The following is a 26284-nucleotide window of genomic DNA, read 5'->3' on the forward strand; positions in this document are numbered from 1 at the left end:
GGGGACGTTTCGCGGACGGAGGTGGTGCGGTGGGGGCACCTGGGTGGTGCCCTCGGTGATGCGGTGGCGCTGTGGCGCCGTTGGTGCGGTCGCGCCGTGGCGCCGTGGCGCCTGTGGTGCGGTCGTGCCGTGGTGCGGTGGTGCTCGACCCCCGGCTGAGCGGGGGCGTTCAGGGGGCGCCGGGCGGCGCGGAGGGTGGCGGCAGCGGCGGGAGGAAGGGCAGGGCGGCGGGGGTGGCGGCGAGGGCGGCGCCGAGGGCGAGGAGGCAGCCCGCGGTGCCGGAGGCCAGGTCCATCGAGCGGCGCATCAACTGCTCGCCGGGAAAAGCGAGTTCACCGGCGTACGGGGTCGCTTCGAGGCCCATCAGGCGGATGTGGCGGTCCAGGACGCGGCGGCGTTCGCCGGGGTCGCCCGCGCGGGTGCGGGCGAGGTGCAGGACGAGTCCGCCGATGCCCCGGTACAGGGCGGGCTGGATGTAGAACGCCGATCTGAGGGCGGGGTCGATGGCGCGGCGGGCGGCGGCGAGCGGGGCGTCGCCGGGGCGGTGGGCGAGATAGTCGTCCAGGACCAGGGCCACGCCCGCGCTGCCCGCGCCCAGGTAGGGCATCAGCCGCCGTCCCTCCACCACGTGCAGTCCCCCGCCGGGTGCCGGTTTGCAGCGGTCGAGGTCACGGCGGAGGGCGGTCGCCGCGAGATCGAGGAGCGCGGGGTCGCCGGTGGCCTCGTGGCGGCGTACGCACATCAGGGCGATGCCGGTGGCGCCGTGCAGGAGGCCGGTGCGGGCGGAGGGCGGGTCGTCGGTGACGGCGTGGGCGGCGCGGTCGGCGCAGCGGTCGGCGGCGGCGGTGAGTTCGGGGTCGCCGGTGGCGGCGCCCAGGTCGTGCAGGGCGAGGGCGATTCCGGCCAGCCCGCTGTGCAGATCGGGGCCGAGCCGGTCCAGGGGCTGGCGGATCAGCAGGTGGGCCAGTTCGGCGGCCTGGGCGGGGTGGCCGAGGCGGTGGAGGGTCCAGGCGATCCCGGCGAGTCCGTCGTGGAAGCCGGGCGGGGTGCCGGGTGCGGGTGACTTCACCCGCTCCAGGAGCCATTCGACGGCCTCGGGGACGGTGGGCGCGCCGGTCTCGTGCAGGGCGTAGAGGACTCCGGCGGCGCCGTGGGCGAAACACTGTCCGCCGGCCGGGTTCGCGAACTGGGCGATGTCGCCGGGGAAGCAGCGGTCGGGGCGGTCCGGGGTGGCGGAGGCGGCGAGGGCGCGGGCCATGGAGTCCCGGCTGCGCGGCCAGTCCCCGGGCTCGGGCAGCGGCTCGGGCGCGGGCAGGGGCTCGGACCCGGGTTCGTGCAGCGGCTCGGCTGCGGACCCCGGCGGCCGGGGAATGGCCCCGGGCTCCGCACCCCGGTGGCCGGTGCCGGTGCCGGTGCCGGTGCCGCGCAGGATCTCCCGTACGGCGGGTGCCAGGGCGGCCGGGGGCACCGGGAAGGTCTCGGCCGCGTACTGGGCGAGGCGGGGCGCGCGGTCGCGGTCGACCATGAAGAGCGTGGTCAGCGGCAGGAACAGGGCGAGCCGCAGACAGGCGAGGGCGTAGGCGTCGATGGCCCGGCCGGTGTGGTCGGCGGGGGCGACGAACGCCGGGTTGGCGACGACCTGGGTGCGCTGATCGTCCTCGATCGGGAAGGCGGCCTCGAAGTCGAGCAGGACGACCCTGCCGGTGTCCTCGTCGAGCATGATGTTGCTCATGTGGAGGTCGCTGAAGACCAGGCCGCGGGCGTGCACCCGGGCGACGGCGGCCTCGACCCGCGCGTGCACGTCCTCGGCCCAGGCTGTGTAGTCGGCGAGGGCCTCCTGGGTGACCGGTGGGGGCCCGGAGAGCGGGTAGCGGCGCACCATCGCGGTGTTGAGGGTGCGGCCGGGGATGTGTTCCAGGGCGAGGAAGCGGTGGTCGCCGACGTCGAAGCTGTCCAGGACGCGGGGGACGCAGTCCAGTCCCGCGAGCTGTTCCAGCGCGGCCCGTTCCCGGTCCAGGCGGGTGACGGCGTCCGCCCCGTCGGTGCCGAGTCCGGCGTGCGGGCGGGCCTCCTTGAGGACGACGGTGTCGCCGGTGCGGGTGTCGCGGGCGAGGTAGACGCCGCCGCCGTTGGAGAAGTGCAGGGCGCCCCGGAGGTCGTAGGGCAGGTCATGGGTGGCGACGGCGGCGCGGGCGTCGAGGTGGGGGCGGAGGAACGCGGGCGGGGTGACCCAGTCGGGGAGGGTGAAGCTCGGGCCGCGCGGGTCGGGGACCAGGGTGCCGCCGGGTTCCTGGACGGCGGGGACGGGCCGTCCGTCGGCGCCCAGGCAGTAGCGGGCGGCGAAGGCCCCATACCGGACATGGACCGGTCCGGCGCCGATCCGCAGGTCGCTGAGGATGTACGGGCCGTGCTCGCCGTCGAGCAGGGTGGCCAGGTCCTGGCACAGCTTCGCGAAGGACTCCTCGTCGGCCGGGTAGACGGTGATGAACTTGCCGCTCCCGGCGCGGTCCGCGTACTTGGCGTTGCGCAGCTTCAGCAGCCGGGGTCCGGGGACGAACTTGTGCGGGACGCGGTGGGCCAGGCAGTGGGCGTGCACCCGGGCGAGGACGGCGGCGGCGTTGTCGGTGGCGGCGGAGACATGGATCTTCCAGCCCTGTGCGGGGAGGGTGACCCCGGCCGGCACCCAGGACAGCCAGTCGCCGGAGCGGGTGGTGAGCCAGCCGTCCGGGACGGGGGCGCGGGCGGGCTCGTAGCGGTCGCTGTCCGGGGCGGCGGCGTCGGCGGTGCGGGACGGTGTGTCATAGAAGTCACCGTCGGTCTGGCAGTACGCGGCGTACTCCGGATTCAACTGGCCCTCCTCCAGGTCGTGTCAGGGGGTGACAGCGACCTGAACGAGGCTGGCAGCACGGCGCGGGACCGCACAGTCCCCGTTGTCACGTCCCAGCCGTGCCGTTCGCACATGACGGACGCGTCCGGGGGCCGTGACGTTCAGGAGGTGTACGGCGGTTGACCTCGGGTTATCCGCGCAGGGCGGGCAGGACCGTCTCGGCGACGCGGTACGCCTCCTCCAGCAGGGGGTTGGCGGAGAGGATGAAGGTGTCGACGCCGAGCGCCTCGTACTCCTTGAGGCGTTCGACGACCTGGGCGGTGGAGCCGACCACGGCGGTACCGGGGCCGGGGCGGAACAGGCTCATGCCGGGCCAGAGGTTGGGGTGGGTCTCCAGTTCGCGGGCGCGGGCGGGGACCCGGCCGCCGTGCTGGCGGAACTGGCGCTGCCAGCCCACCCCGTCCTCACCGGCCCGGCCGCCGAGCTGGCGGGCGTAGGTGGCGTCGCTGGTGACATCGAGGAGGCGGTCGGCCGCCGCCCACGCCTGTTCCTCGGTGTCCCGGACGATGAGATGCAGCCGCAGCCCGATGCGCAGCTCACGGCCGTGTGCGGCGGCCCGTTCGCGGACCCGGTCGAGTTTCTCCTCGAGCAGGTGGGGCGGTTCGCCCCAGGTGAGATAGACGTCCACGTGCTGGGCGGCCATCTCGATCCCGGCCGGTGAGGAGCCGCCGAACCAGAGGGGGACGTGCGGGGTCTGCACGGGCTTGAGGTCGCCGAAGGAGGCGCCCGCGTCCTTGAGGTCGTAGAAGCGGCCCTTGTGGTCGAAGACCTCGCCAGCGGTGAGGCGTTTGACGAGGGACCAGTACTCGGCGCTCAGCTCGTAGCGTTCGTCGTGCTCGACGGTGAGGCCGTACTCGCGCAGGGTGCGGGTGGAGCCGTTGACGACGTTGAAGCGGAGCCGGCCGCCGAAGAGGGTGTCGAAGGTGAGGGCCATCTTCGCCAGCAGGGTGGGGGCGATCAGCCCGGGGTGGACGGCCAGCAGCGGCTGGAAGCCGGGGCCGGTGGCGGCGGCCAGGGCGCTGCCGAGCGGCCAGACGTCGTGCAGGTCGGTGGCGAGGAGCGCGCCGCTGAACCCCAGGCGTTCGACGGTCCCGGCGAGTTGCTGGAGGTAGCCGAGGTCGACCGGGCGGCGGCCCTCGGGCTCCCAGGGGTAGGCGCCTTCGCGCGGGATGATGTACCAGAGGACTTCGGAGGGCATGGGTGCGTTCTCCCGCGCTCAGTGCTGCCGGGCGACGGCGTCGGCGACCGTGACCGGCCGCTCGATGAAGCCGGTGCGGGCGAAGATGTCGGCGGCCTGCTGCTGTTCGGCGAGGAAGGCGTCGCCGACCTCCTCGATCCGCCAGGGCAGGGCGCGCAGGGCCTCCTCCCAGTCGTCGGCGGTGCCGCCCTGGTGGTCGGCGGCGATGGCGGCGGCCTCGCGGGGGTGGGCCTTCGCCCAGGCGTCGGCCCGGCGCAGGGCGCGCACCAGGGCCTCGACCACCTCGGGCCGCCGCTCGGCGAGTTCGCGCCGGGTGAAGAACACCGACCGGTCGGTGATGACCTCGCCGGTGCGGACCAGGACGCGCAGTCCGCCGGTGCGCAGGGCGGCGGCGAGCTGCGGGCCCTGGGCGACCCAGGCGGCGATGGTGCCGTCCCGCAGCAGCCGCTCGCTGTCGGCGCCGCCGCGCACGGGGGTGATGTCGGTGGCGTAGGACAGTCCGGCGTCGTCGAGGGCCTTGGCGACGAGATGGGTCTGCCAGGAGCCGACCGCCAGATGGACGGTGCCGCCCTTGAGGTCGGCGACGGTGGTGGCCGGGCTGTCCTCGGTGACGAGGAGCGCGCCGTGGTCGGGGCGGGGGGCGGAGACGGCGGTGTAGACGAGGTCGTGTCCGGCGGCCTGGGCGGTGACCGGCGGGGTGGAGCCGGTACCGCCGAAGTCGATGACGCCGTCGGTGAGGAGCTGTCCGGTGCGGACACCGTCGGTGTAGGTGTGGAAGGCGGCCGTCTCCCCCACCGCGGCGAGTTCCTCGGCGGCGTGGTCGAGGCGGGAGAGGTAGTAGAGGGTGGGGTTGCTGCTGTGGACGCCGATGGTGATGGTCATGGGGCTACTCCTTGGGCGGGGTGGTGGGTGTGCCGGTGGCGGCGGGGACGCCGAGGTCGGCGAGGAGGCGGCGGCGCAGGGCGGCGAAACCGGGGTCGCCGGGGTCGCGGGGGGCGGGCAGGTCGACGGTCTCGTCGGTGATGAGCCGTCCGTCGCGCAGGACGCACACCCGGTCGGCGAGGCGGACGGCCTCCTCCACGTCATGGGTGACCAGGAGGACGGCCGGCCGGTGGATGCGGCACAGCTCCCCGACGAGGTCCTGCATCCGCAGCCGGGTCAGGGCGTCGAGCGCGGCGAACGGCTCGTCCAGGAGCAGCAGTTCGGGTTCCCGGACCAGGGCGCGGGCGAGCGCCACGCGCTGGGCCTCGCCGCCGGAGAGGGTGCCGGGCCAGGCGCGGGCATGGCCTTCGAGCCCGACCTCGGCGAGCGCCCGGCGGCCCCGCTCCGCCTCCGACCGGGGCAGGGCGACGGTCACATTGGCCAGCACCCGCTTGGACGGCACGAGCCGCGGTTCCTGGAAGACGATGGTCCGCGCCCTCGGCACCCACACCTGACCGGAGTCGGCGTCGTCCAGGGCGCCCAGGATGCGCAGCAGGGTGGTCTTGCCGCTGCCGCTGGCGCCGAGCAGGGCGACGAACTCGCCGCGCCGGATGGTGAGATCGAGCCCGGCGAGGACGGGCCGCTCCCCGAAGGTCTTGCGCAGCCCGCGCACCTCGACGGCGCTGGAGTCCGCGTACGCGGCCGTACCGGCCGTACTGACGGTACTGCTGCTCATCGGCCCGCCCTCCGCCAGGGCATGAGGACCCGTTCCAGGAGCCGGACGAAGGCGTCGGCGAGAAGGCCGAGGAGGCCGTAGACGAGGATGCAGACCATGAGGATGTCGGTGCGGGCGAAGCTCTGGGCCTGGGACATCAGATAGCCGATCCCGGCGGTGGCGTTGATCTCCTCGGCGGCGATCAGCGCGATCACACTGAGGGTCATCGACAGCCGCAGCCCCGCGAGCAGCGAGGGCAGGGCGCCGGGCACCACCACCTCGCGCACGATGGCGATCCGGCTCATCCCGAAGCTGCGCATGGCCTCCACGAGCCGGGCGTCGGTGCTGCGGACCCCGCTGGTGGTGGAGACGTACATCGGGAAGGTGGTGGCGACGGCGATCAGCAGGATCTTGGCGATCTCGTTGATGCCGAACCAGACCATGAACAGCGGGACCAGGGAGAGGAAGGGGATGGTGCGCAGGGTCTGGAGGGAGGAGTCGAGGAGTTCGTCGCCGAGCCGGGTGAAGCCGGTGATCACCCCGAGGGTGAGTCCGACGGTGAGCCCGATGAGCAGTCCGGCGCCGGACCGGGTCAGGGAGGTGACCAGGGCGTCGGAGAGCTGGCCGTCGCCCCAGAGTTCACCGACCGCGCGGAGCACGTCGGAGGGCGGGGCGAGGACATCGGGGGTGAGCAGGCCGGTCGCGGAGGCCGCCCACCACAGGGCGATCAGGGTGAGGGGCCCGAGCGCCCGGACGAGGGCGGCGAAGCGGCGGGGCCGGGGGCGGGTGACGACGGGCCGGGGGGTGACCAGCCCGCCGGGGGTGCGGGTGGGCTGCTTGCCGAGGGTGACGGTCGCCGTCCGGTCGAGGGCGGTCATGACAGCCCGGTGACATCGAGCAGGTGGTCGGCGATGTCGATCCGCTCGGGGGTCACCTTCTGCTCGGCGTAGAAACCGGCCACGGCCTCGAAGCGGGTGATGTCCGCGTCGGTGATCGGCTCGACGGTGCCGCCCTGGGCGGTGAACTCGATCTGGATGCGCCGGGCCTCGCCGCTGAGGGCCTGGGGTCCGGCGTCGGTGGTCACATTGAGGTAGGCGGCGGGGTCCTGCTTCTCCTTGACGCTGCCCTCGTGGAGGTAGTCGTAGAGGGCGGTGACGATCTCGGGGTGCTCGTCGGCGAAGCCGGTGCGGACGGCGGTGAGGCTGTAGTTGTCGGAGCCGATGGTCCGGCCGTCGACCAGGAACCGGGACTCGCCGAGGCCGAGTTCGGCGACGGAGTAGGCGGCCCAGACCGCCCAGGCGTCGACCTGGCCCGCGTTGAAGACGGCCGCGGTCTGGTTGGCGGGCAGATACACCCGCTCCACCTCATCGGCCGGGATGCCCTCCTTGGCGAGGGCCTTGAGCAGCAGATACTCGCCGGTGCCGCCCTTGTTGACGGCGACCTTCCGCCCGACGAGATCCGCGACGGAGTCGATCCCGGAGTCCTTCTTGACGAGGATGCCCTCGCCGACCGGGTCGGGCGTGGTCGCGGTGAAGAACTTGAAGCCGGGGCTCTGGGAGAGCGAGGTGATGCCGGAGGTGATGGAGCCGGTGGCGATGTCGAGCTGATCGGCGTTGAGGGCCTGGGCGGCGGGGGCGAAGGGTCCGGCGCTGCCGGTCCAGGCCACCTTGGCGTTCACCTTGGCGAGGGCCTTGTCGAGCGAGCCGTCCTTCTTGCCGACGGCGAGCACTCCGCTGTTGCCGGGGTCGGGGATCCGCACGGTGACGGTGGGTCCGGAGCCGGAACCGGAACCGGAGCCTGCGGCAGCCGCGTCGGTGCTGCCGTCGCCGTCCGCCGTGCCGCAGGCGGTGAGGGTGGCGAGGGCGGTGAGCAGGGTCAGGGCGGCGGGGAGCCGGGCGGGGATGCGCATGGTCGTCGTCCTAGGGGGCTGAGGTGGCGAGGTTGATGAGGGCGAGGCGCAGGGGTTCGGGGTCGGCCCAGGCGTGCACGTCGACCGGTTCGGGCAGGAAGCCGTGCGTGTGCAGGGCCGCCGCCTGGCGGGCCAGCAGGTCGAGCCGTTCCCCGGACAGGTCGGGGTGGAGGGTGCGGTGGGTGCCGGGGCGGTAGGCGCCGTGGACCCCTTCGGCTCCGGCCCCGGTCTCGGCGCCGAGGATGCGGGCGACGTCCTCGGGCTGGGCGGCGGCCCAGTCGGCGGCGCGCAGCAGCACGGTGAGGAAGCGGGTGACCAGGTCGGGGTGTTCGTCCAGCAGACGCTGGTGGACGGTGATGGGGCGGGGGGTGCCGTTGTTGACGCGGTGGGTGCGGTCGGGCAGGTCGTCGAGTTCGACGGCGGCCTCGGCACCGGCCCGCCGGGCGGCCTCGACGGCGAGGGCGCCCTTGACGTAGATGGCGTCGACATCTCCCCTCACGAGGGCGGCGAGTTCGGCCGACCACTGCGGGGCCGACGGCCCGGTGCCGTCACCGGCGGGGACGTCGACCAGTTCGGCCTCGTCCAGTCCATACCCCGCGGAGGCCAGGGCGCCCTCGAAGCCGCGCAGGGCCATGGCCCGCCAGAAGTCGATGGGCAGGGGGTGCCGGGGCAGGGCCAGTCGCCGGCCGCGCAGGGCGGCGGCGCCCCGGATGCCGGAGCCGGGGGCGACCAGGATGGTCTGCCGCTCCTCGATCCAGGTCAGCCCGATCAGCCGGGTCGCCTCGCCCCGGGACCGCGCCCACAGCGCCGGAACGTTGCCGCCCTCGCGGAAGAGGCCGGGCAGGGCGTGGGTGTAGTGGGTGCCGCGCAGATCGGGGGTCAGGTCGGAGGCGCGGTCCTGGAGGGAGCGGACGGCGATCCCGTCGGCGGCGAACTCCTGCGCGAGCCAGTGCCGGTCGGCGGCGATACCGGTCGCGGTGGGCACCGGACAGCGGGTGAACCACAGGGTGTCGGGAAGGGCGTGGCGGGGCGCGAGGGTCCCCGGCGCGGGGTGGTGCGGCATGGGCTGTTCCCTTGGCTGCCGTCCTGCTGGACGGGGTGGGGTGGAGGACGCGGGCGGACCGCGAGGAGGGGTGGCGGGGCCGGCCGGTGGTGAGGGGCGCGAGGGCCGCGCGGACCCGGGAGACCGGCCATGGACCGGGCGCGAGAGTCCCGGGCGCCGGGGCCCAGGGGGTGGTGTGCGGGGTGGTGCGGCCCGGTCGCTCAGCGACAGGTGGCGCTGGAGACGCGGCCGAGGTCGACATGGCGGCGAGCGGTCAGCAGGAGGACGGCGGTCAGGGACATCGCGGCGCTCCTTCCGATGGCTCGCGCCGGACCCGTTCCGGCGGCGTGACCGCAGCGTGGCACGGCCACCGAGGGCACGGCAAGCGGCTTCCCACGATGTGGGAACGAACGTGAACAGGCTGTTTCAGCAGGTGGGTGGGCCCATCCGGGCATGCCGCCATATGGGAATCTACTGACGCGCGAGCAGAACGCGCACAGAACGCGAGCAGAGCACGGAACACAGCGCAAACTGAGTGCGGACCAGGGCACGGAACTGAGCACAGAGCACGGTTGGTTCGGCGCGGCGGGGAGCCGCGGCGACGGGAGCGGAGGCGGAAGCGCGTGGCAGGAACTCCGGTCGCCGGGGCGCAGGCGGTGCAGCGGGCGCTGGACGTCCTGCACTGCTTCCATGACAACGCGCCCGATCTGAGCGCGTCGGAGATCTCCCGCAGGCTCGGTCTCTCGGCGTCGACGGCGCACCGGCTGGCCCGTACGTTGCAGGGCGCCGGGTTTCTGGAGCAGGACCCCCGGACGGCCCGCTTCCGGCTCGGTCCCGCGGTCACCGAGCTGGGCCGGCTCTCGTACCACCAGCGGGGTCTGCATCTGGCGTCGCCCGAGCTGGCGGATCTGGCGCGGCGGACCGGGGCGACGGCGGATCTGGCGCTGCGCAGCGGCCCGCACGCGGTGATCGTGGCGGGCGGCTCGGTCACCCCGAAGGTGGGTCTGCGCCGGCCGCTGCACTCCACGGCGCTGGGGAAGGTGCTGCTGGCCTGGCCGCGGTCCGGGGAGAGCGGCGCGGAGTCGCTGCCGCCGCTGGTGGCGTTCACCGAGCGGACCATCGTCGACCGGGAGCGGCTGGCGGCCGAGCTGGAGCGGGTGCGGGAGCAGCGGTACGCGGTCAATGACGGGGAGTCGGCGCAGGGGGTCCGTACCCTCGCGGTGCCGGTGCTGGACCATCTGGGCTCGGCCCGGTTCGCGGTGGCGCTGCGGGGCACGCCGGAGCTGATCACGGCCGACCGGTTCGACTGGTTCCTGACCCAGGCGACGACCTGCGCGCACGCGCTGACGGTCCTGCTGCTGCCGCCGTCGCAGCGGGGCGGCGGCGCGGCCGGGGCCTGAGGTGTGCCCGGCTGGGGAAGTCGCCGGGCCGGGGAAGGTCCGCCGGGCTGGGGAAGGCCCACCGGACCAGCGAAGGCCCACCGGACCACCGGACCAGGGGACCAGGGGACCGGGGAAGGTCCGCCCGGTCAGGGAACTGATCACCGTCGATCACCCGTCCTCCCCGACGGGACTGATCGTCGGACGGGGCACGATGGCACGGGAGAAGACAGCGGGGGCGGCTCCGTGGTGGCCGGGTGGGCCCTGGTGGCCGGGTGGGCCCCGGTGGACACGGGCGCGGGCACGGGCTCGGGCTCGGGGCCGGGTGACCGCCGTGGTCGCCGTGGCCGCGGTGCTGACGGCGGGGCTGCTGTTCTTCCACCGGGCGGTGCCCGACACGGCCGGGCGGCCGGGCAGTCTGCTGGAGTCGTTCCTGCCCTGGCTCGGCCTGCCGGTCCTCGTGCTGCTCGGGGTGGCGCTCCTGCGCCGGTCGGCGGCGGCGCTGGTGGCGGTGCTGCTGCCGGTGGCGGCGTGGACGGACCGGTTCGGGGGGCTGCTGCTGCCGGAACCGGGCGCCGTTCCGGGCGAGTTGGTGGTCGTCCAGCACAATGTCAGCGACGAGAACACCGACCCGGCGGGCACGGCCCGCGCGCTGGCGGACGCGGCACCCGATCTGATCGCGCTGGAGGAGTTGGTGCCCCCGGCGCTGGAGGTGTACCGGCGAACCCTGGCCGCCGACTACCCGTATCACGCGGTGCGCGGCACGGTCGGGCTGTGGTCGAGGCACCCGCTGGCCGAGGTGCGGTCCCTGGACATCAGGCCCGAAGGCATCACGGAGCCATGGAACCGAGGGCTGCGCGCGCTGGTCCACACCCCGCGGGGCGACCTCGCGGCGTATGTCGCCCACCTCCCGTCGATCCGGCTGGGCCCGAGCGGGCTGGCCTCGTCCCGGCGGGACGACAGCGCCCGGCGGCTGGGCGCGGCGATCACCGCCGAACCGCAGAAGAGGGTCCTGCTCCTCGGCGATCTCAACGGCACGGTCGACGACCGCGGGCTGTCCCCGCTCACCGCCGTCCTCGACCCGCCGGAACGGGGCTTCGCCCTGAGCTTCCCGGCCGCCTTCCCGGTGGCCCGCATCGACCAGGTACTGGCCCGCGCGGCGACCGTCACCCACATCGGCACCCTGCCGCCCACGCCCAGCGATCATCTGCCGGTCGTGGCCCGGATCGGCCCCGGGTGAGCGCGGGCCGCGCGGTGCGCCGACGGCGCGGCGGATAAGGTGCCCCGATGCGGCGGATCCTGGTGGTGGGTGTCACGGGCGCGGGCAAGTCGACCCTCGCCCGCGCCCTGAGCGCCCGTACGGGAGTGCCGTACCACGAGATGGACGCGCTGTACTTCGACGGCCCCGGCTGGTCCGTCGACCCGGACTTCGCCGAACGGGTGCGCGGCCTCGCCGCCGAGCCGGGCTGGATCATCGACTCCCTCGGCCATCCGGAGGTGCGCGATCTGCTGTGGGCGCGGGCCGACACGGTGATCTGGCTGGACTATCCCCGCCGGGTCGTCATGCCGCGCGTCCTGCGCCGCTCCCTGCGGCGCTCCGCGACCCGCGAGCCCCTCTTCGGCGGCAACCGGGAGACCTGGTCGGACTGGCTGAGCCGCGAGCACCCGGCATGGTGGTCCTGGTCCCAGCACATCCCCCGCCGCCGCGAGATCCAGCGCCGCACGACCGACCCCCGCTTCGCGCCCCTGGACACGGTCCGGCTGCGGGGTCCCCGGGCCGCGCGGGAGTGGCTGTCGGCGGTGCGCGCCGGGTAATCCGGTGGTGGCGCGCGCCTCGCGACTTCTGGCCTGAGGGCCCGGCCACCGGCCCCGGAGCCTTCGTGAGGCGCGGGAGTGGGTCCGGGAAGGGCGGCGCGGCACAGCGGCCCGCCCCGGCGCCCCCCGACCCGCCGCGGACTGACCTGACTCACCCTCAGTCAGCCCTCTCACCCTCCCCCACGACCGGGCCCTGCGCGCCACGGTGACCACGGACCACGGACCACGGACCACGGACCACCGACCACGGACCACGGACCACGGGCCACTCGCGGTGCATGCCGCCCCTCCGGGTTCGGTGGTGCGCGGTGTGAAGCCCCCCGCGCGTGGCTGCTGCCGCCACCGGCAGCGACCATCTGCCGGTGGCGGCCGAGGACGTCCGGTGAGCGGCCCGTCGCCGTGCCCGTCGCCGTGCCCGTCCGTCAGTCGCCGGTGATCTCCACGGCGAGGTCGTTGTCGACGGTGTAGTAGGGCCGCGCCGCCAGACCCCCGGAGGACCCCAGGGGGTTCGGCACCGGGGACGCCGGGTACACGAACACCTTCTTCCGGTCGGCGACATCGTCCAGCAGGCGCGCGGCCCGCACCAGGGGTGCGTCGGCGGACGGCCGGACGAAGACGTCCCACACCCCGGGGCCCGGGCCCGCCGTGCCGGACGCCTCGGGCAGGTCGCGGTAGGCGGCGGTGAAGGCGAACGCGTGGGTGTCCCGCCCCGTCACCGGCGTCTCCCGCACCACGCCCCCCTGCCCCCGCCGCCGCAGCACGGCCGCCGCCCCGGCGCCCAGTGCGGCGCCGAAGACCCGGCCGTGGACGGTCATCGCGGCATCGGCCACCCGCACCCGGTCCACCTCCGCGTGCCCGGCGCGCAGCCAGGTGCGGACGGCGAGGTAGCCGTCCAGGGTGACGTACGGGACGCGGACGGCGAGCGGTGTCGGGGCGGTGCCCGGGGTGCGGCCGGGGACCAGGGCGCGGAGGTCCCGGACGCCGGGCAGGAGCCGGGTGCGGATGTCGTCGTCGGGCGTGGGCAGGAGGTAGAGGTCCCAGCGGCCCTCGTCCAGGGCGGGGTCCGGGCCGATGGCCGTCCGCCACTCGCCGGGGCCGGTCCCGGGTGCGAGGTCGACGGTCCGGGTGAGGCGTTCCGGCCGGCCCTTCGGCGGGCGCAGCCGCAGCAGCAGCCGGGGCCGGGACGCGGTGGCCGGGGCGGTGGGGCCGGTGATCCGCAGGGTCATGCGGCCGTCGGCGTCCACCGTGCAGTGGGCGCGGGGCCGTTCGCCCGCGCCGGGTCCGGGGCTGCTCATCGCTTCGCCTTCCGTACGGTCCTGAGGAGGGTGCTGGCCGCCGAGTAGGCGGCGTCCCGGGCCGCGTAGCCGCCGGAGACGAGGGCGGCGTCGAGGCCGGAGGTCCGCGCGGCGGCGGGGCGGCCCGCCGCCCGGGCCGAGGCGAGCGCGGTGAAGAGTTCCTCGGCCTGAGCGACGACCGGGCCGGGGGCGTAGCGGGCGGAGTTGGCGAGGGCGGCGCGTCCCATCCGGCGGCGGGTCTCGTCGTCCCGGACGAGGTCCAGGAGGGCGGTGGAGAGCGCCGCGCGGTCGTCCACCGGGACGAGACGGCCGTCCTCGCCGTCCGCGATGATCTCGGCCGGGCCGTGCGGGCAGTCGGTGCTGACGACGGGCAGGCCGCAGCGCATCGCCTCCACGATGGTCATGCCGAACGGCTCGAAGTTCGAGGTGGCGGCGGCGATGGACGCCTTGGGCCACTCGGCCTCCATGGGGATCGCGGCGCCCATGAGGAAGACGTTGTTGTAGAGGCCGAGGTCGTCGATCAGCCGTCTGAGCCGGTCGTGTTCCTCGCCCTTGCCGTAGATCCGCAGATGCCAGTCGGGGTGTTCGGCGGCGACCGCCGCGAATGCCTCGATGAGCAGGTCGTACCGCTTCACCGGGACCAGCCGGCCCGCGGCCACCACCACCCGGGCCGTGCCGTCCGAGGGTGGGAGGGAGGGGTCGGGGACGCTGTTGGGCAGCGCCTCCACCCGGACGCCCGGCAGGCGCATCTTGCGGCGGTAGGCGGCGGCGTCGGCGTCGGTGACGGTGGTCAGGGCGTCGAGGCGGGGGTAGACCCGGCGCAGGACGCGGCGCAGCCGGGGCGGGTGGTTGTCCAGGGTGAGGTGTTCCTGCCCGACCTTCAGGGTGCCGGTGCGGGCCTGGAGCGCGAGATGGACGTTGAGGCCCGGCCGGGTGCCGATCACGACATCGGCGTCCGTCCCGGCCAGGAACTCCCCGATCCGCTCATCGGTCAGGGCGCTGTACTGCTGGTAGCGGTACTCGTGGGCGGGGAAGACCGTGGCCGGTGTCAGGTGCCGGGGGTGGTCCTGCTCGGTGCGCAGGTCCACCAGGGGGCGCAGCCGGACGCCGGGGTGCGTGGGGACGTTCGGGTTCTCCCGGTGGCGCAGCGCCGAGACGATTTCCACCTCATGCCGTGCTGCCAGCGCCCCGGCCAGGTTGTTCGTGGTGGTGATGGTCCCTCCGATCCCATAGGCGTTGTGGATGAGGAAAGAAATCTTCATATGGGTACAGACAGTGCTGTTCACCGGGGCGTTGCCTCGGCTCCACCACTGATTCCGCGTCCCGTTGCGGGCCGTCGGCACCCGAGGCCGTCGCGGGCGGCCCCGCCGGTGTCGGTCCGCCGTGATATCCACTCCCCATGGCCGAATTCCAGGACTTCAACTTCAAGTTGGTCGTCATCGACCAGCTCATGTACCGGGAGCGGATCCTCGCGCCCGCCTTCGATCTCGGTGCCCTGCTGCTGGCCCAGGGCGTCACCGACCACCCGGCGTCCTATGTGCTGCTCAACGGGCTGGACGAGGAGGTGCTGGAGGTGTCACGCGCCTACTTCGGGCAACTGGAGATAGGTGACGATCTGCTGGCGGGCGTCGAGAGCCTCTGCTTCGACGCCGGTCTGGACATCTACGGGCACTGCGCCCCGGCCTGGGACGGCGAGGACGACCTCTTCGACGTCCGGTCGCTGGCCGACCTCGCCCTGCTGCCCGGACTGCGCCGGGTCGTGGCCGTGGACGACGGGACGCTGGTCGCCCCGGGCAAATGGGAAACGCTGGCCGCTCGGGGGATCGCGGGGAGGTAAGGGGAGGGGAGGGGAGGTATGGGGCGAGGCACAGGGGTCGGTTCGGGAGGAGCAATCGGGGTGGGTGAAGCGGGAGATGAGGGGTACGGCATGCGGGGTGGGTCGCTGAGGTGCGTGCACTGCGGGCGGGACATCGGGTGCGGGGTGCCCGCGGCGGGCGGGCCGCCGTGTCTGGGGCAGTTCCATGTCGGCAGCGGTGAGGTCGCGTGCTTCCCGGAGCGGGGGGTGGCGAGTCCTCGTGCGCGGCCGGTGGAGGCGTGCGGGTGCGCGGCGCCCGGGGAACTCGTGCCGTCCGGGCCCGGGATGGCGCCACCGCCCGTCCCGGCCGGGGTCGCCGGGCCCGGTTCGGGTGAGCGTGCCGGTGAGCGTGCTGGTGCTGGTGCCGGTTCCGGTGTGGAGAGGCTGGCAGAGGTCGGCCGGGCGTTCCTGGATCGGGTCGCGCCGCCGGGGGCGGGGGCGGGGGCGGGGGTCGTCGAATTGGCCGACAGGGCGGGGGTGTGTGTCGTCCAGGCGGTGCGCGGCGGCGGCAAGGTGTATGTCGCCCCTGACGAGACGCTGCTGTTCGTGCCCTCCGCCATGGACTTCGCGACGGGGCTGGCGTCGTTCCTGGGCGGCGCGCGGACACCGTGAGCGGTTCCCCCAGGTCGGGGCGGGCGGGGCAGCGTTCGGCGGCGCGCGACACCGTGAGCGGTGCTGCCGGGTCGGGGCGGGGCCGGGGGGTAGGTGGCGCGCGAACGCCGTGGCCGGTGCCGCCGGGTCGGGGCGGGGCAGCGGCCGTTGCCGCCTCAAGGCAGCGCGAGCACGCAGAACTCGTGGCCGTCCGGGTCGGTCAGGCAGGTCCAGGGGACGTCGCCCTGGCCGACGTCGAGGTCGGTGGCCCCGAGAGCCCGCAGCCGGGCCACCTCCGCCGCCCGGTCGTCGCCGGGGCGGGGCAGCAGATCCAGGTGGACGCGGTCCGGCACGGCCCGGGGACCGGAACCGCGCAGGAATTCGAGGTAGGGCCCGGTACCGGCGGCGGAGCGCCACACCGCGCTGTCGTCGGTCACCCGGTGCAGCGTCCAGTCGATCGCCTCGCCCCAGAAGCGGGCCATGGCGTGCGGATCCCGGCAGTCGACGACCACCGCGGCGACCGGCCCCGTGTCCCGGTACACCTCCCGGGGTTCCAGCACGCAGAACTCATTGCCCTCGGGGTCTCCCAACACTCCGTTCTAGCGGTTCTGGAGTGTGGTCATGGTCGCATCGGTCCTGGTCAACGGCACGGGGAACCCCTCGCCCTCCACAGGGTCCATGGAAACGACCCGCAACCCCCTGGTGGGGACAGTCTTCGAAACGACCCTCCGGGGCGTGCGCTGCGTCCGCCTGTCCGTCCTCACGGACGAGACGACCAGCCCCGAACGGCAGCGCGAGGCAGACGACAACGCAGCACGGGCCCTCGGCATCGACTTTGGGGAAGGTGACCAGCTCCGGGAAGCGGTCGACCTTGACGTGTCGGCCAGCAAGACCAGCCCCTTTGACCGCCCCGAGCTTGGGAAGTGGCTCGCCCATCCGGACAGCTTTGATGCATTGGTCTGGTGGAGGTTCGACCGCGCCATTCGGTCCATGGGCCACATGTACACGCTCGCCGAATGGGCCAAGAAGCACCGGAAAGTGCTGGTGTTCGCCGAAGGTATCGGCGGGGGTCCGCCCATGGTTTTCGACTTCCGCAACCCCACGGACATCATGTCCGACCTCATGATGATGCTGTTCGCGTTCGCCGCACAGGTGGAAGCGCAGAGCATCAGCGACCGGGTTACCGGCGCCATGGCTGCAATCCGGAAAATGGCTCTCCGGTGGCGCGGTTCCCGACCGTCGTACGGCTACATGCCCGCCCCGATGCCCGAGGACCACGGCGGAGTCGGCTGGACCCTCGTCCAGGACCCGGACGCCGTAAAAGTCATCCTGCGAATCGTCAAAGAACTGTTCGACGGTAAGACAGCCGCAGCAGTAGCCGTAGGTCTGAACGAGGACCGGATTCCGAGCCCTCGCGACCACTGGGCAATCAAGAAAGGCCGTACCACGGGCGGCAAGCCGGGCGGAAAGACTGGACTCAGCAAAGACGCGTTCAACTGGAACCCCGCAGTCATTACCCGGATGCTCAAGAATCCTGCACTGCTCGGCTGGAAGATGCACAAGGGCAAGCCGGTACGCGACGACCAGGGCAACCCGGTCATGGCTACAGAGTTCCCGATCTTCACCCGTGAGGAATTCGACAGCATCGGCGCACTGCTCGACTCGCGCAGCATCGACAACACGGACCGCAAAGACACGGACGCACTGCTGCTGCGGGTCATCCACTGCGCAAGCTGTGGGGGCCGTATGTACCTCAACAAGCAAGAGAGCAAGAAAAACCAGCACCCCACGTACAAGTGCAACGCGCACGCCCGAGGCGACAGGTGCGACAAGCCGGCGAGCATCCGGGGAGACTGGACGGACGACTACGTGACAGCAGAATTCCTGCGGCTGGTCGGGCCGATCGAGACGAGAACCGTGATCGAGATCCCCGGATACGACCCCGAGCCCGAGCTACTCGCGACCCTCAATGAGTTCACGGAGCACCAGGAACAGAAGGGCCGCCAGAAGTCCAAGCATGCCGCGGCCGAATGGCAGCGACGCGCGGACGCACTCGACAACCGCATAGCCGAGCTGGAGACCCGGGAAAAGATCGAGCCCCGCCGGGAAGCCACCCCGACCGGCCGCACGTTCGCCGACGAGTGGGCGGGGAAAGACACTGCGGGACGGCGATCGATGCTCGTTGAAGCGGGGGTGCGGCTGGAGGTACGGCGCGGCACTCCGGGCGGGTGGCGGAAGCTGGACACCCGGCGCGTCGACTTCACCATGCGCGGTGAGCTGAACGCAGTGGTGGATGAACTTGCCGCCCTCGCCGACGTAACCGCAGCGGAGACGGACCCGGCAAAGGAGGCTCCGACCATCCCGGGTCACACGCTCCGCGTAGCAGAGACCGATGCCCCCACGGCGACGGAGCCCGAGCACACTCCCGAGCCCGAAACAGTCCTTGTGTGAGCCCGTAGAGCCCCGGTGGTCCCTCTCATCCACCGGGGCAGTGCATGCCCGCACACGGGCGTACAGGGCTTTCGCGGGTGGTTCCTGGGGGCCGCCGCCCCCCGGTGCAGCCTCTCAGCGGGCAAGAGGGGTGACGGGGTGGTGAAAACACCCCCATTTTTTGAACACGTAGAGAAAATATAGAGAAAACAGGAACGGGGTCTATCTCGTCACCTCGTCACCCCTGCTGCCTCGCGGGAAACCTTCGCCCTCCACTACTGGAGAACCCGGGAACACTCCACTGCCGGGATCACGGGAAACCTTCGCCCTCCACTACTGGAGAGAGAACGGAGGTGACGCCCGCGCCACGTAAGCTCCGTAGCCGCTGCCCCGTCCCTGGGTGCCTCAGGCAATCTGCCAGGCGAGCCGAACCCGGACGCATGGTCACGGCTCCGTCCGCTGTGCACGACGTGCCACAACCGCGAGACGGCACGGCATCAACCAGGCGGGTTCGCTGCCGAGCACCGTTCGCGCCGTGAGTCCGAGCGTCCGCCGTTCTGACGAACCAGGCGGGTGCCCCCTCCCCGAGCCCCAGTTGAGCGGCAGGGAGGCAAAAAACCCTTATGGTCAAACTGACGATTTCTGTGGAGGGCTCCATGTACCACTGGCCACGCATCTACCGCTACAAGGTGGCGGAACCCGGGGTCCGAGTGGTCCTCAATCGCTACTCCCGGACCATCGGGGTTGCTGCTGTCCTCGGCGCGTACGGCTATTGCGTCAAGTGGGGCGACGCGTGACCCCGGTCGGGCGCAAGCCCAAGCCACACATTCAGGCGGTTCGGGAAGGGACCTTTAGGCCCGACCGGAATCCCGAGGGCGTGTGGTTCGGTCCGTCCGAACCGCTGGAACCCGACTGGTCCGAGTTGCTGCCCGGTGACGCGTCGAAGGATGTGCGGGACAAGGCAGCCGATGTGTGGGCGAGAACGATTCCCGCCCTGGTGGTCGCTGCGGGACTGACCGACTCGCAACGGGAAACCGCCATCGAGTATTGCGTCACGGTCGCTCGCCTCTGGCAGGCGGAGCGGGAACTGTCCCTGCGTGGGCTCATGGTGACCACGGAGCGGGGCACCGTGAAGAACGGGGCCGCAACGATTGCGGGCCAGTACCGGACGCAGCTTGCCCGGTACATCAGGGAGTTGGATCTGTCCCCGAGTTCGCGCAGCGCGATCACGCCCCCGGAATTCGATGAAGACGACGACGGAATTTTCGACTGACCAGACTGTCAGTAATCCATCAACAAACAAGGAGAACACATCGTGGCACTGACCCTTGCCGAATCCGCGAAGCTGACTACCGAAGAACTTCGCAGGGCGGTAATTGAGATGTTCGTTCAAGAGTCGCCCATTCTTGACCGCCTTCCGCTGCTCAGCTTTGAGGGCTCGGCTTACGCGTACAACGAGGAATCTACCCTTCCCGGCGTGTCGTTCCGTTCGGTGAATGAGGCATACCCGGAAAGCACCGGATCGGTGAACCGGAAGATCGAAACACTGGCGATCCTCGGCGGAGACGCAGACGTAGACCGCTTCATTGCGCGGACACGAGGGAACGTAATTGACCAGCGCGCCGTGCAGACCGAGATGAAGGTCAAGGCTGCATCAATTCACTTCTCAGACCAGTTCTTCAACGGGGACACGGTAGTAGATCCCAAGGGTTTCGACGGTTTGCGTAAGCGGCTGATCGGGCGTCAGGTGATCGACACCAACGGCGTCGGGCCGGTCGCTAACGGGCATGAGTTCTTTGATGCACTTGACCGGCTGGCAGCTTCCGTGCGCGGAATCAACGGATCTAATGGCGCGCTTTACATGAACGGTCAGCTCATCGCGCAGATCCGGTCGGGGTTCCGCCGATTGGGAGGCAGTGAACTACTGCTCAGCGACATCATGGGGAAGAGCACCACGACATGGAATGGAATTCCACTGCTCGATGCCGGTCAGCGACTGGACGGCACGGATGTCCTTCCCCTCACCGTAGGTGCCGACGGCAAGGAGACCGGCGACATTTACGCGGTGCGCTTCGGAGCCACTGAGGCCAATTCGGCGGTTACCGGCATCACGAACGGCGGGGTTCAGGTTACGGACCTCGGCGAGGCGCACGACAAGCCGGTTTATCGCACCCGCATCGAGTTCTACTGCGGGATTGCCGTATTCGGCGGAAAGGCTGCCGCTCGACTCAGAGGTGTTTTGAACGGCTGAACACATGACCAACCCCCGTGCGCATAGCCCTTCGGGTTACCGGGTGCGGGGGTTTTCTAATTTTTCCAGCAGGCTTCAGAGGGTTCGGTTTCCTTTTCCTGCCTAAGGTGCTGTCACGGCCGGAATTCCTCATTTTGGGAGGAGTAGCTCACGGGAGCGCTCGACAGTGATTTGTGCGGTCGAGTTCAGCCGATAAGGAGAAAGCAACGAAGGAACCTTCGCCAATTGTGCATCAATCCTGCCCGAGTGGATCGCCGGGTACTCATCCAAGATCGAATTCCAAGTAGTGCACGCCGCCTCCAAATGGCCGATTTTTAATTGCCTTTCTGCAAGGAAAGAGCTAAATAGCAGTTTGGTTAGCTGCTTGTCTGTGGAATCCCGTAGGGGGAAATGTTCGTTTAGCGACTCAATGCTCCCCTTTGTGTCGCCCAATGCGTTTCGCACTTGCGCAGTGATGTAGGCCAGCGTTGCCGAATTGAAGCCACCAAACGTTTCCGGTCTGCTTTCGGCCTGATTTACAGCGCGCTCCGCCTCGCGCAAACTATTGAATGCGTTTACCTTTTCGCCTGCAAGGGCATACGCGTGTGCTTGTTGGCCGGTGAGAAATGCCCGCATCCGGGGAGTCGAGTCGGGCGATGACTCGGCGGCAGCATTCGCAAGCCTTACGGCTGGCGTACCGTGCCCCAGATTTGCGGCCTGTACCGACATCCCGCGTAGGACATGGCAATAGGTCATGCGATCACTGCCGACCCCCGCAAGCTCCAAGCTCTTTACGTAGTACTGCTGTGCTCGACCATGCGCCCCTTCATCTACTGCCATCCATCCGGTCAGATAGCTGAGAAAGGCGGCGGCGGAAAGCATCGCCTTGCGGTTCTCGTCTGAGGCATTCGCTTTCAGGTTCGGGGCAACTGTATTGACCAAAAATGCCGCAGCCATCGGCCGTGCGTAGCGTCCACCGAATTCACTGTAGAGATCCATTAGGCGGTCCGTCATTTTCGTCACGCCTTGGATTTCACGCTGCCCAATCCGCCTTTGTGGGTCAATTCTGATGGCTTCCATTCGATCGACTACATCTTGCCAACCAGGAATAGCTAGAGCCACAGAGAAGACCCCTGCGCCGAGGACAATTCGACGTGAGGGGTCCATGTCTTGGCTCCCCAGGTCGATTAGCCCGTCCACGGTAGCCGGATGGGTGTTCGACTCTTCCGGGGGCGCTGGAAATCCTGCCTCAGAGTGCGCAATGGGTCGGCCCAGCCTCCGGGCGAACGCTTCCAAGATCAGAGGCCGGACCGCTTCCTTCGGCAGATGGCCGCTCAGCCACTGGTGCACGGAGGGCTGTCGGTACTTGAGGGGGGTCCCGTACTCGGTCCCGATGCGGTTGACCGCCTGGGCGAGCTGTCGCATGGTCCACCTGCTCTCGCGGAGCAACCGTTCAAGCGCTGTGTTCGGCTGCCGTGTCGTCACTGGCCCCAACTCCCGTGTTCAGACCGCTTATCGCTCTTATCTCCTGCCGTCTTCCCCACGGTACCGCCGTGCGTGACCACACGGTTGCCTAGTGCGAGCAAGGAGCGCCACGGCGAGGGACCCCGGACATGGATCACGAGACGGCACCCGAGAGCGATGACGTAGACAAGTTGGCTGCCCTGGTACGGGCGGGTGGGTTCTGGAGTCTCGCCCCGGAGTGGGTGCCACGGACCGGCTACGCGGTCCCGACCTCGCTGGTGCTCAGAGATGTTGAGGCCGGCCTACGGAGGCTGATCGATGACTGACCCGCCCAACCCCATGGCACTGAACGTGCCCCTGCTACAGCCTGTCCCGGTCGAGGGGTGCACCGTGTGCGGTGCGGCGGCAACCGCCCGGGACTCCGCCCGAAAACTGGGAAGCGCCGTCAGTGAACGGGCAGCGGACGAGACGATCCGGCAGCACCCGCACCGACGCGTCACGGACCAGACCGCCACCGCCGAGGGGGACAGTCAGACCCTCGCCCGGTTGCGTGAGCTGGTCCGTGAGGACAACCGGAAGCGCCGTGAGGGTGGCCGGCCGCTGTGACAAGCCGCAACCCCGGTCCGGCCCCCACCCGGGCGAGCCGGCCGCACCCGTTCTTCCGTACCCCGCATGAAATCGTCATCGGCACGGTCGTGTTCGATCGAGACTACGAAATGCCCGGCACAGTAAGGAACCTTGACGGCCGCTGGGTCGAGTTGCAGCGGCCCACGGGATTCATCTGGCGCGTGGACTTCGCCCGGTTGAGGCGGGGCACGGAACGCGAGGCCCGCCAACTGGTCGCCCTGGCCAAACTCCAGCGCGCACGCCAACGGGGGCGGTGGTCGTGAAGCGGTTCCGGGAGTTCGCCGCAGCGGTCACCGGGCCACTTCTGATCGCCGTACTGAGCGGGTCGTGCGGCTTCGCGCTCTGCATGGTGTGCCGCACCTAGATTCCCGTTCCTGCCGGACGCATCGAACAGGCTCCCCCGCCTATCGGAATCCCGGCAGGAACGGGGCACCACTCCGCTTTCGTCGGGGACTTCCCGGGAGTGCCGGTAACCATCACGGCCGGTGTTCGAGCGAGAGCGGATGCCCGGCCCCGTCGTGACGGAACGGGGCCGGGCACATCCGAACCCCGTCCGACTGCCAACGAGGGACAGCGGCAGTCGGACGGCCCCAAGTTCCGCACGTTCCAGACTGATTGCTGCGAGAATGTCCCAACAGGTTTCAAAGGGAAACCCGTTGGATCGCAAAAGGAGCACACGACATGTCGGCAACGCTGGTGACACAGGCTTTGATTCTGGCGGGTGGTCAAGCAACCCGTATGCGGCCGTACACCGACGACGCACCTAAAGCCATGGTCCCCGTAGCCGGTGCCCCCATCGTCGGCTACCAACTGGCATGGCTCGCAGAACACGGGGTGAAATCTGTAGTGATCAGCGGCGGATACAAGCACGAGATGATTTCGGATTACGCAGGCGACGGCTCACGCTTCGGCATCGAGACTCGCTACGCCATCGAGGATGAACCCTTGGGTCGTGGCGGGGGTCTAAAATTCGCCGCGCATCGGCTCCCGAATCCCAAGTCGCCGTTCTTCGTGCTCAACGGCGACGTAATCAGCACATTCTCACTGGTGGACTTCTCGGCCTATCACGAGAAGCACAGCGGCGCCGTCACGGTCGCACTCTCCCCGTACCGCTCCAACTGGGGCGTAGCCGATCTCGGCGACGAGAACCGGATTCGGGGATTTGTCCAGTCGCCCGAACTCCCGTACTGGATCAACGCCGGAATCTACGTCTTCAACCCCGAAGTGGTCGCCATGCTCCCCGACAAAGGTGACCACGAAGACAGCACATTTCCCCGACTCGCCACGGAAAACCGCCTTATCGGCTATCGACTGTCCGGCTACTGGCGCGGAATCGACACAGTGAAAGACGTGATCGAAGCATCCAAGGAAGTTCGGAAAGCGGGGGGCGTGCTCGCTCCGGAGTTCCTGACAACAGACCCCACCATCTGAACCGTGGGCCATCGCTAGCCCACGGAGTCGAAAGGAAGAGTCCGTGATTGACGCGAACGAGGTAATCGGAAGTCACAACGTTCTGTTCGTCACGTTCGACTCACTACGCTACGACGTAGCGCGGGCAACGACACACGGTGGCCGAACTCCAAATCTGGAAAATGTGCTCGCTCGCGGGCTATGGGAAGAACGCCGTACACAAGGGTCCTTCACGCTGCCCGCGCATATGGCGTTCTTCTCCGGATTCCTTCCGGTCCCGTCCGGCCCCGCGCGACCCGGAAGGTTATTTGCCTGCTACGCGGTACGCGGAACCACCATCAAAAAGCGCACATTCGTATTCGACGCCCCCAACATCGTGAGCGGACTTTCCGGTATCGGATACCGAACCGCGTGCATTGGCGGAGTCGGATTCTTCTCGAACCAGACCAAGTTGGGCCGCGTCTTGCCAGGGCTGTTCCAGGAGAGTTACTGGAGTCCGGACACGGGGACAGACTGCCCGGACTCCACACGACATCAAGTAGATATCGCTCTAAACGTTCTGGCCGAGCAGAAACCAGGAAAGCTCCTTTTCCTGTTCCTCAACATTTCAGCCACTCACACCCCGCACCACATGTATCTACCGGGGGAAAGCGCGGATTCCTGGGAAAGCCAATGCGCGGCTCTCGCATACGTTGACACCGAGCTAGGCCGATTGTTCGCCGTCATGCCGGACTTAGGGCCCTGGCTAGTATTACTTTGCGCGGACCATGGTGAAGCCTTCGGAGAAGACGGTCATCACGGTCATGGAATTGCCCACCCATCCGTGTGGAGTGTCCCCTACTCGGAATCGGTCATGCCTGCCTCAAGGCAGACGCCCTGACAGGCTTCCGGCCGCATTCCGGTTGATGCTAGTTTTCTCAGACAACAAAAAACGGCCCCGGCAGAGTGCTGGTAACACTCCGACTACCCGGGGCCGCCTGACGACACCACTGCTAGGAGCTGTCGCCGTGCGCAACTCTATCGTGCGCGCCATTGTGGCGTGCCTTCGCACCCTGCTTTCCCTATGCCTCCCCGGAACAGGGCGGCACAGGGCCGTCGTGAAACCGGTGAGCCGTCCTACGGCCCGCATTGAGCCCCCGACTGACCCCGCCCCGGTGTCCGCATGGTCCGCCCCCTGGACCGGACCGTCAGCACACGAAGTACGGGCAGTGTTCAAGGACGAACGGGCCCGCGAACTCTCCGACCTACAGCGTGAGCGGTACTACGCCGCAGGATTCGCCGCACTCGGTGTCGACTACGACCACCCGACCATGCCACTCGGCAGCGTCATCACCCGACAGGCAGCGGCATGACCGCCCCCAAGTTCATCGCCGCACTGCTGCGCAACGAACCCCCGGAGTCATCCGGGGCCCGTTGCTGCCGCTGCAAGCGATGGACGTACGCCCCCGTCCCCGTCCGGTACATCGAGCGTCAGAGTGGCCCCGGAGTGACCCTGTACGCGTGCCCCGCACATGCGGTGGAACTGTGGGCATGGGCAACCCCGGAGGATGACCTAGGCACCACGTAGCGCCACCCCCAGACAGCAAAACGCCCCGTTCGGCCAAGTGCCGGGCGGGGCTCTGTTGTTGGCGCTGACGTGCGCGTATCCTCAGAACCGGTAGTTGAAGGTGTTGGGGTCGGCGAGCACCGTCCACGGCACCTCGCCCTGGCCCACGTCGACGGGCGTCGCCCCGAGGTCCCGGAGGCGGGCCACCAGGTCCGCCTGATGCGCCGCGGAGGTGGTGGCGAGGTCGAGGTGGACCCGGTTCTTCACGGCCGGCTTGGGTTCCGGGACGGGGACGACATCGATGCCCAGGGTGACCGGGTCCGGCCAGACCAGGTCACCGGCGGGGCCGACATAGACGGTGGTGCCGCCGGGGCTGTGGGCGCTCCAGCCGAGCGCCGCCGCCCAGAACCGGCCGACCGCCGGGGCGTCGAGGGCCTTGATGTTCACCTGCACGGGTCGTAGGGCCATGCCGGGATCCTAAAGGGCCGTCACTCGGGCACGGGGTCCTGGAATCCACGGCGGCGGGCCGCTCCCGGGCGGCAGCGCAGCAGACGGCCCAGGGTGAGCCGGGCGCCGCGCAGCGCGCCGTGCCGGTGCAGGGCCTGGACGGCGTAGGTGGAGCAGGTCGGGGTGTACGGGCAGCAGGCGGGGCGGGTGGGGCTGACCTTGGTGCGGTACTGGCGGACGCCGTCGTACAGGGCTCCGGCGACCCGGCCGCCGGGGCGGGGCGCGGCGTGATCGGCGGCGCCGGGGACCGGGCCGCCGCCACGGGTCCGCGTGCCGGGCATGACCAGGGTGAGCAGGGAGACGAGCATCAGGTCGGGGCAGCAGACCCGTCCGAAGCTGCATCCGTCGGCGCAGCCCTCGGCCTTGTCCATGCGGCTGGGCTTCTGCCTGCGGCGGTCGTCCCTGCGGTCGTTGTGGTTCTCGCGGCGCCATGCCATCTGGTGTTTCCCCCATGTGCGGTCGA

At 70.3% G+C, this 26284-nt stretch carries 24 protein-coding genes and 2 pseudogenes; 12 read left to right on the forward strand and 14 right to left on the reverse strand.

The annotated features are described in order from the left end of the window. Positions 1–169: 169 nt before the first annotated feature. The 8 genes from lanKC to AB0O01_RS02340 form a co-directional block, all read right to left on the reverse strand. Positions 170–2848 (reverse strand): class III lanthionine synthetase LanKC, encoded by a 2679-nt coding sequence (lanKC, locus tag AB0O01_RS02305; protein WP_365310107.1) that lies wholly within the window; start codon positions 2846–2848, stop codon positions 170–172. 169 nt (positions 2849–3017) lie between these two features. Further along, a complete protein-coding gene (locus tag AB0O01_RS02310) occupies positions 3018–4085 on the reverse strand; it encodes an LLM class flavin-dependent oxidoreductase (protein ID WP_365310109.1) in 1068 nt (355 codons plus the stop codon). An 18-nt stretch (positions 4086–4103) separates the two neighbouring features. Continuing rightward, entirely contained in the window at positions 4104–4967 is an 864-nt protein-coding gene (locus AB0O01_RS02315) for an ABC transporter substrate-binding protein (RefSeq protein ID WP_365310111.1), read from the reverse strand. 4 nt (positions 4968–4971) lie between these two features. Next, a complete protein-coding gene (locus AB0O01_RS02320) occupies positions 4972–5742 on the reverse strand; it encodes an ABC transporter ATP-binding protein (protein ID WP_365310113.1) in 771 nt (256 codons plus the stop codon). After that, a complete protein-coding gene (locus tag AB0O01_RS02325) occupies positions 5739–6599 on the reverse strand; it encodes an ABC transporter permease (RefSeq protein WP_365310115.1) in 861 nt (286 codons plus the stop codon). The genes AB0O01_RS02320 and AB0O01_RS02325 overlap by 4 nt, the downstream gene beginning before the upstream one ends. Continuing rightward, the gene (locus tag AB0O01_RS02330) at positions 6596–7630 is read right to left on the reverse strand and encodes an NrtA/SsuA/CpmA family ABC transporter substrate-binding protein (RefSeq protein ID WP_365310117.1); all 1035 of its coding nucleotides are present in this window, start codon (positions 7628–7630) and stop codon (positions 6596–6598) included. Before AB0O01_RS02330 ends, AB0O01_RS02325 begins: the two co-directional genes overlap by 4 nt. Before the next feature lie 10 nt (positions 7631–7640). Further along, complete coding sequence (locus AB0O01_RS02335) at positions 7641–8693, reverse strand: ABC transporter substrate-binding protein (RefSeq protein WP_365310119.1); 1053 nt, start codon at positions 8691–8693, stop codon at positions 7641–7643. A 200-nt stretch (positions 8694–8893) separates the two neighbouring features. Then, positions 8894–9364, reverse strand: coding sequence for a putative leader peptide (locus AB0O01_RS02340; protein ID WP_365310121.1), 471 nt, complete (start codon positions 9362–9364; stop codon positions 8894–8896). Between AB0O01_RS02340 and AB0O01_RS02345 the strand changes: the two genes are divergently transcribed. The 3 genes from AB0O01_RS02345 to AB0O01_RS02355 all read left to right on the forward strand — a co-directional run bounded on the left by AB0O01_RS02345 (position 9296) and on the right by AB0O01_RS02355 (position 11866). After that, on the forward strand, positions 9296–10072 hold the full coding sequence (locus AB0O01_RS02345) for an IclR family transcriptional regulator (protein WP_365310123.1): 777 nt from the start codon (positions 9296–9298) through the stop codon (positions 10070–10072). The genes AB0O01_RS02340 and AB0O01_RS02345 overlap by 69 nt on opposite strands. A gap of 313 nt (positions 10073–10385) precedes the next feature. After that, complete coding sequence (locus AB0O01_RS02350; protein WP_365310125.1) at positions 10386–11291, forward strand: endonuclease/exonuclease/phosphatase family protein; 906 nt, start codon at positions 10386–10388, stop codon at positions 11289–11291. Between the two features lie 47 nt (positions 11292–11338). Then, positions 11339–11866, forward strand: coding sequence for an adenylate kinase (locus tag AB0O01_RS02355; RefSeq protein ID WP_365310127.1), 528 nt, complete (start codon positions 11339–11341; stop codon positions 11864–11866). 422 nt (positions 11867–12288) lie between these two features. Here AB0O01_RS02355 and AB0O01_RS02360 read toward each other — a convergent pair whose 3' ends face one another. After that, entirely contained in the window at positions 12289–13161 is an 873-nt protein-coding gene (locus tag AB0O01_RS02360) for a transferase (protein WP_365310129.1), read from the reverse strand. Continuing rightward, positions 13158–14423: a glycosyltransferase family 4 protein gene (locus AB0O01_RS02365; RefSeq protein ID WP_365310131.1), complete on the reverse strand. Its 1266-nt coding sequence runs from the start codon at positions 14421–14423 to the stop codon at positions 13158–13160. The genes AB0O01_RS02360 and AB0O01_RS02365 overlap by 4 nt, the downstream gene beginning before the upstream one ends. Positions 14424–14560: 137 nt before the next feature. Between AB0O01_RS02365 and AB0O01_RS02370 the strand changes: the two genes are divergently transcribed. Both AB0O01_RS02370 and AB0O01_RS02375 read left to right on the forward strand, forming a co-directional pair. Beyond that, on the forward strand, positions 14561–14998 hold the full coding sequence (locus AB0O01_RS02370) for a hypothetical protein (RefSeq protein WP_365310133.1): 438 nt from the start codon (positions 14561–14563) through the stop codon (positions 14996–14998). A gap of 393 nt (positions 14999–15391) precedes the next feature. After that, the gene (locus tag AB0O01_RS02375) at positions 15392–15628 is read left to right on the forward strand and encodes a hypothetical protein (protein ID WP_365310135.1); all 237 of its coding nucleotides are present in this window, start codon (positions 15392–15394) and stop codon (positions 15626–15628) included. Between the two features lie 155 nt (positions 15629–15783). Here AB0O01_RS02375 and AB0O01_RS02380 read toward each other — a convergent pair. Continuing rightward, a pseudogene (locus AB0O01_RS02380) lies at positions 15784–16200 on the reverse strand (VOC family protein); the annotation flags it as partial. Positions 16201–16285: 85 nt separating this feature from the next. Here AB0O01_RS02380 and AB0O01_RS02385 point away from each other — a divergent pair. From AB0O01_RS02385 to AB0O01_RS02400, 4 genes are all read left to right on the forward strand, one after another. Further along, positions 16286–18058 carry a recombinase family protein gene (locus tag AB0O01_RS02385; protein WP_365310137.1) on the forward strand — a complete coding sequence of 591 codons (1773 nt, stop codon included), beginning with the start codon at positions 16286–16288 and terminating at the stop codon, positions 18056–18058. A gap of 635 nt (positions 18059–18693) precedes the next feature. Next, a complete protein-coding gene (locus tag AB0O01_RS02390) occupies positions 18694–18834 on the forward strand; it encodes a hypothetical protein (RefSeq protein ID WP_365310139.1) in 141 nt (46 codons plus the stop codon). Further along, positions 18831–19310: a P27 family phage terminase small subunit gene (locus AB0O01_RS02395; protein ID WP_365310141.1), complete on the forward strand. Its 480-nt coding sequence runs from the start codon at positions 18831–18833 to the stop codon at positions 19308–19310. Before AB0O01_RS02390 ends, AB0O01_RS02395 begins: the two co-directional genes overlap by 4 nt. Before the next feature lie 42 nt (positions 19311–19352). Then, positions 19353–20288: a major capsid protein gene (locus AB0O01_RS02400; RefSeq protein ID WP_365310143.1), complete on the forward strand. Its 936-nt coding sequence runs from the start codon at positions 19353–19355 to the stop codon at positions 20286–20288. 129 nt (positions 20289–20417) lie between these two features. Here AB0O01_RS02400 and AB0O01_RS02405 read toward each other — a convergent pair whose 3' ends face one another. Further along, positions 20418–21347, reverse strand: a complete 930-nt coding sequence (locus tag AB0O01_RS02405) for a transcriptional regulator (RefSeq protein ID WP_365310145.1) — start codon at positions 21345–21347, stop codon at positions 20418–20420. A gap of 1692 nt (positions 21348–23039) precedes the next feature. Between AB0O01_RS02405 and AB0O01_RS02410 the strand changes: the two genes are divergently transcribed. The 3 genes from AB0O01_RS02410 (at position 23040) to AB0O01_RS02420 (ending at position 25120) form a co-directional block, all read left to right on the forward strand. Further along, positions 23040–23789: a nucleotidyltransferase family protein gene (locus tag AB0O01_RS02410; RefSeq protein WP_365310147.1), complete on the forward strand. Its 750-nt coding sequence runs from the start codon at positions 23040–23042 to the stop codon at positions 23787–23789. Between the two features lie 43 nt (positions 23790–23832). Continuing rightward, positions 23833–24648 carry an STM4013/SEN3800 family hydrolase gene (locus AB0O01_RS02415; RefSeq protein ID WP_365310149.1) on the forward strand — a complete coding sequence of 272 codons (816 nt, stop codon included), beginning with the start codon at positions 23833–23835 and terminating at the stop codon, positions 24646–24648. A 328-nt stretch (positions 24649–24976) separates the two neighbouring features. Continuing rightward, on the forward strand, positions 24977–25120 hold the full coding sequence (locus AB0O01_RS02420) for a hypothetical protein (protein WP_365310151.1): 144 nt from the start codon (positions 24977–24979) through the stop codon (positions 25118–25120). A gap of 320 nt (positions 25121–25440) precedes the next feature. On the opposite strand, the pseudogene AB0O01_RS02425 reads toward AB0O01_RS02420, so the two are convergent. Together AB0O01_RS02425 and yidD are read right to left on the reverse strand one after the other, a co-directional pair. Further along, positions 25441–25782 (reverse strand): annotated as a pseudogene (locus AB0O01_RS02425) (VOC family protein); the annotation flags it as partial. A 20-nt stretch (positions 25783–25802) separates the two neighbouring features. Beyond that, positions 25803–26258: a membrane protein insertion efficiency factor YidD gene (yidD, locus tag AB0O01_RS02430; RefSeq protein WP_365310153.1), complete on the reverse strand. Its 456-nt coding sequence runs from the start codon at positions 26256–26258 to the stop codon at positions 25803–25805. Positions 26259–26284: the final 26 nt, after the last annotated feature.

The organism is Streptomyces sp. NPDC093252 (genome assembly GCF_040683675.1).
GTDB lineage: Bacteria > Actinomycetota > Actinomycetes > Streptomycetales > Streptomycetaceae > Streptomyces.

Excerpts from the sequence above, each read along its gene's own strand:
- AB0O01_RS02340 (WP_365310121.1), bottom strand. The coding sequence starts at position 9,364 with ATGGAAGCAGTGCAGGACGTCCAGCGCCCGCTGCACCGCCTGCGCCCC.
- AB0O01_RS02320 (WP_365310113.1), bottom strand. The coding sequence starts at position 5,742 with ATGAGCAGCAGTACCGTCAGTACGGCCGGTACGGCCGCGTACGCGGAC.
- AB0O01_RS02310 (WP_365310109.1), bottom strand. The coding sequence starts at position 4,085 with ATGCCCTCCGAAGTCCTCTGGTACATCATCCCGCGCGAAGGCGCCTAC.
- AB0O01_RS02315 (WP_365310111.1), bottom strand. The coding sequence starts at position 4,967 with ATGACCATCACCATCGGCGTCCACAGCAGCAACCCCACCCTCTACTAC.
- AB0O01_RS02325 (WP_365310115.1), bottom strand. The coding sequence starts at position 6,599 with ATGACCGCCCTCGACCGGACGGCGACCGTCACCCTCGGCAAGCAGCCC.
- AB0O01_RS02410 (WP_365310147.1), top strand. The coding sequence starts at position 23,040 with ATGTCGGCAACGCTGGTGACACAGGCTTTGATTCTGGCGGGTGGTCAA.
- AB0O01_RS02370 (WP_365310133.1), top strand. The coding sequence starts at position 14,561 with ATGGCCGAATTCCAGGACTTCAACTTCAAGTTGGTCGTCATCGACCAG.
- yidD (WP_365310153.1), bottom strand. The coding sequence starts at position 26,258 with ATGGCATGGCGCCGCGAGAACCACAACGACCGCAGGGACGACCGCCGC.
- AB0O01_RS02405 (WP_365310145.1), bottom strand. The coding sequence starts at position 21,347 with ATGGAAGCCATCAGAATTGACCCACAAAGGCGGATTGGGCAGCGTGAA.
- AB0O01_RS02355 (WP_365310127.1), top strand. The coding sequence starts at position 11,339 with ATGCGGCGGATCCTGGTGGTGGGTGTCACGGGCGCGGGCAAGTCGACC.
- AB0O01_RS02330 (WP_365310117.1), bottom strand. The coding sequence starts at position 7,630 with ATGCGCATCCCCGCCCGGCTCCCCGCCGCCCTGACCCTGCTCACCGCC.
- AB0O01_RS02390 (WP_365310139.1), top strand. The coding sequence starts at position 18,694 with ATGTACCACTGGCCACGCATCTACCGCTACAAGGTGGCGGAACCCGGG.
- AB0O01_RS02385 (WP_365310137.1), top strand. The coding sequence starts at position 16,286 with ATGGAAACGACCCGCAACCCCCTGGTGGGGACAGTCTTCGAAACGACC.
- AB0O01_RS02335 (WP_365310119.1), bottom strand. The coding sequence starts at position 8,693 with ATGCCGCACCACCCCGCGCCGGGGACCCTCGCGCCCCGCCACGCCCTT.
- AB0O01_RS02365 (WP_365310131.1), bottom strand. The coding sequence starts at position 14,423 with ATGAAGATTTCTTTCCTCATCCACAACGCCTATGGGATCGGAGGGACC.
- AB0O01_RS02360 (WP_365310129.1), bottom strand. The coding sequence starts at position 13,161 with ATGAGCAGCCCCGGACCCGGCGCGGGCGAACGGCCCCGCGCCCACTGC.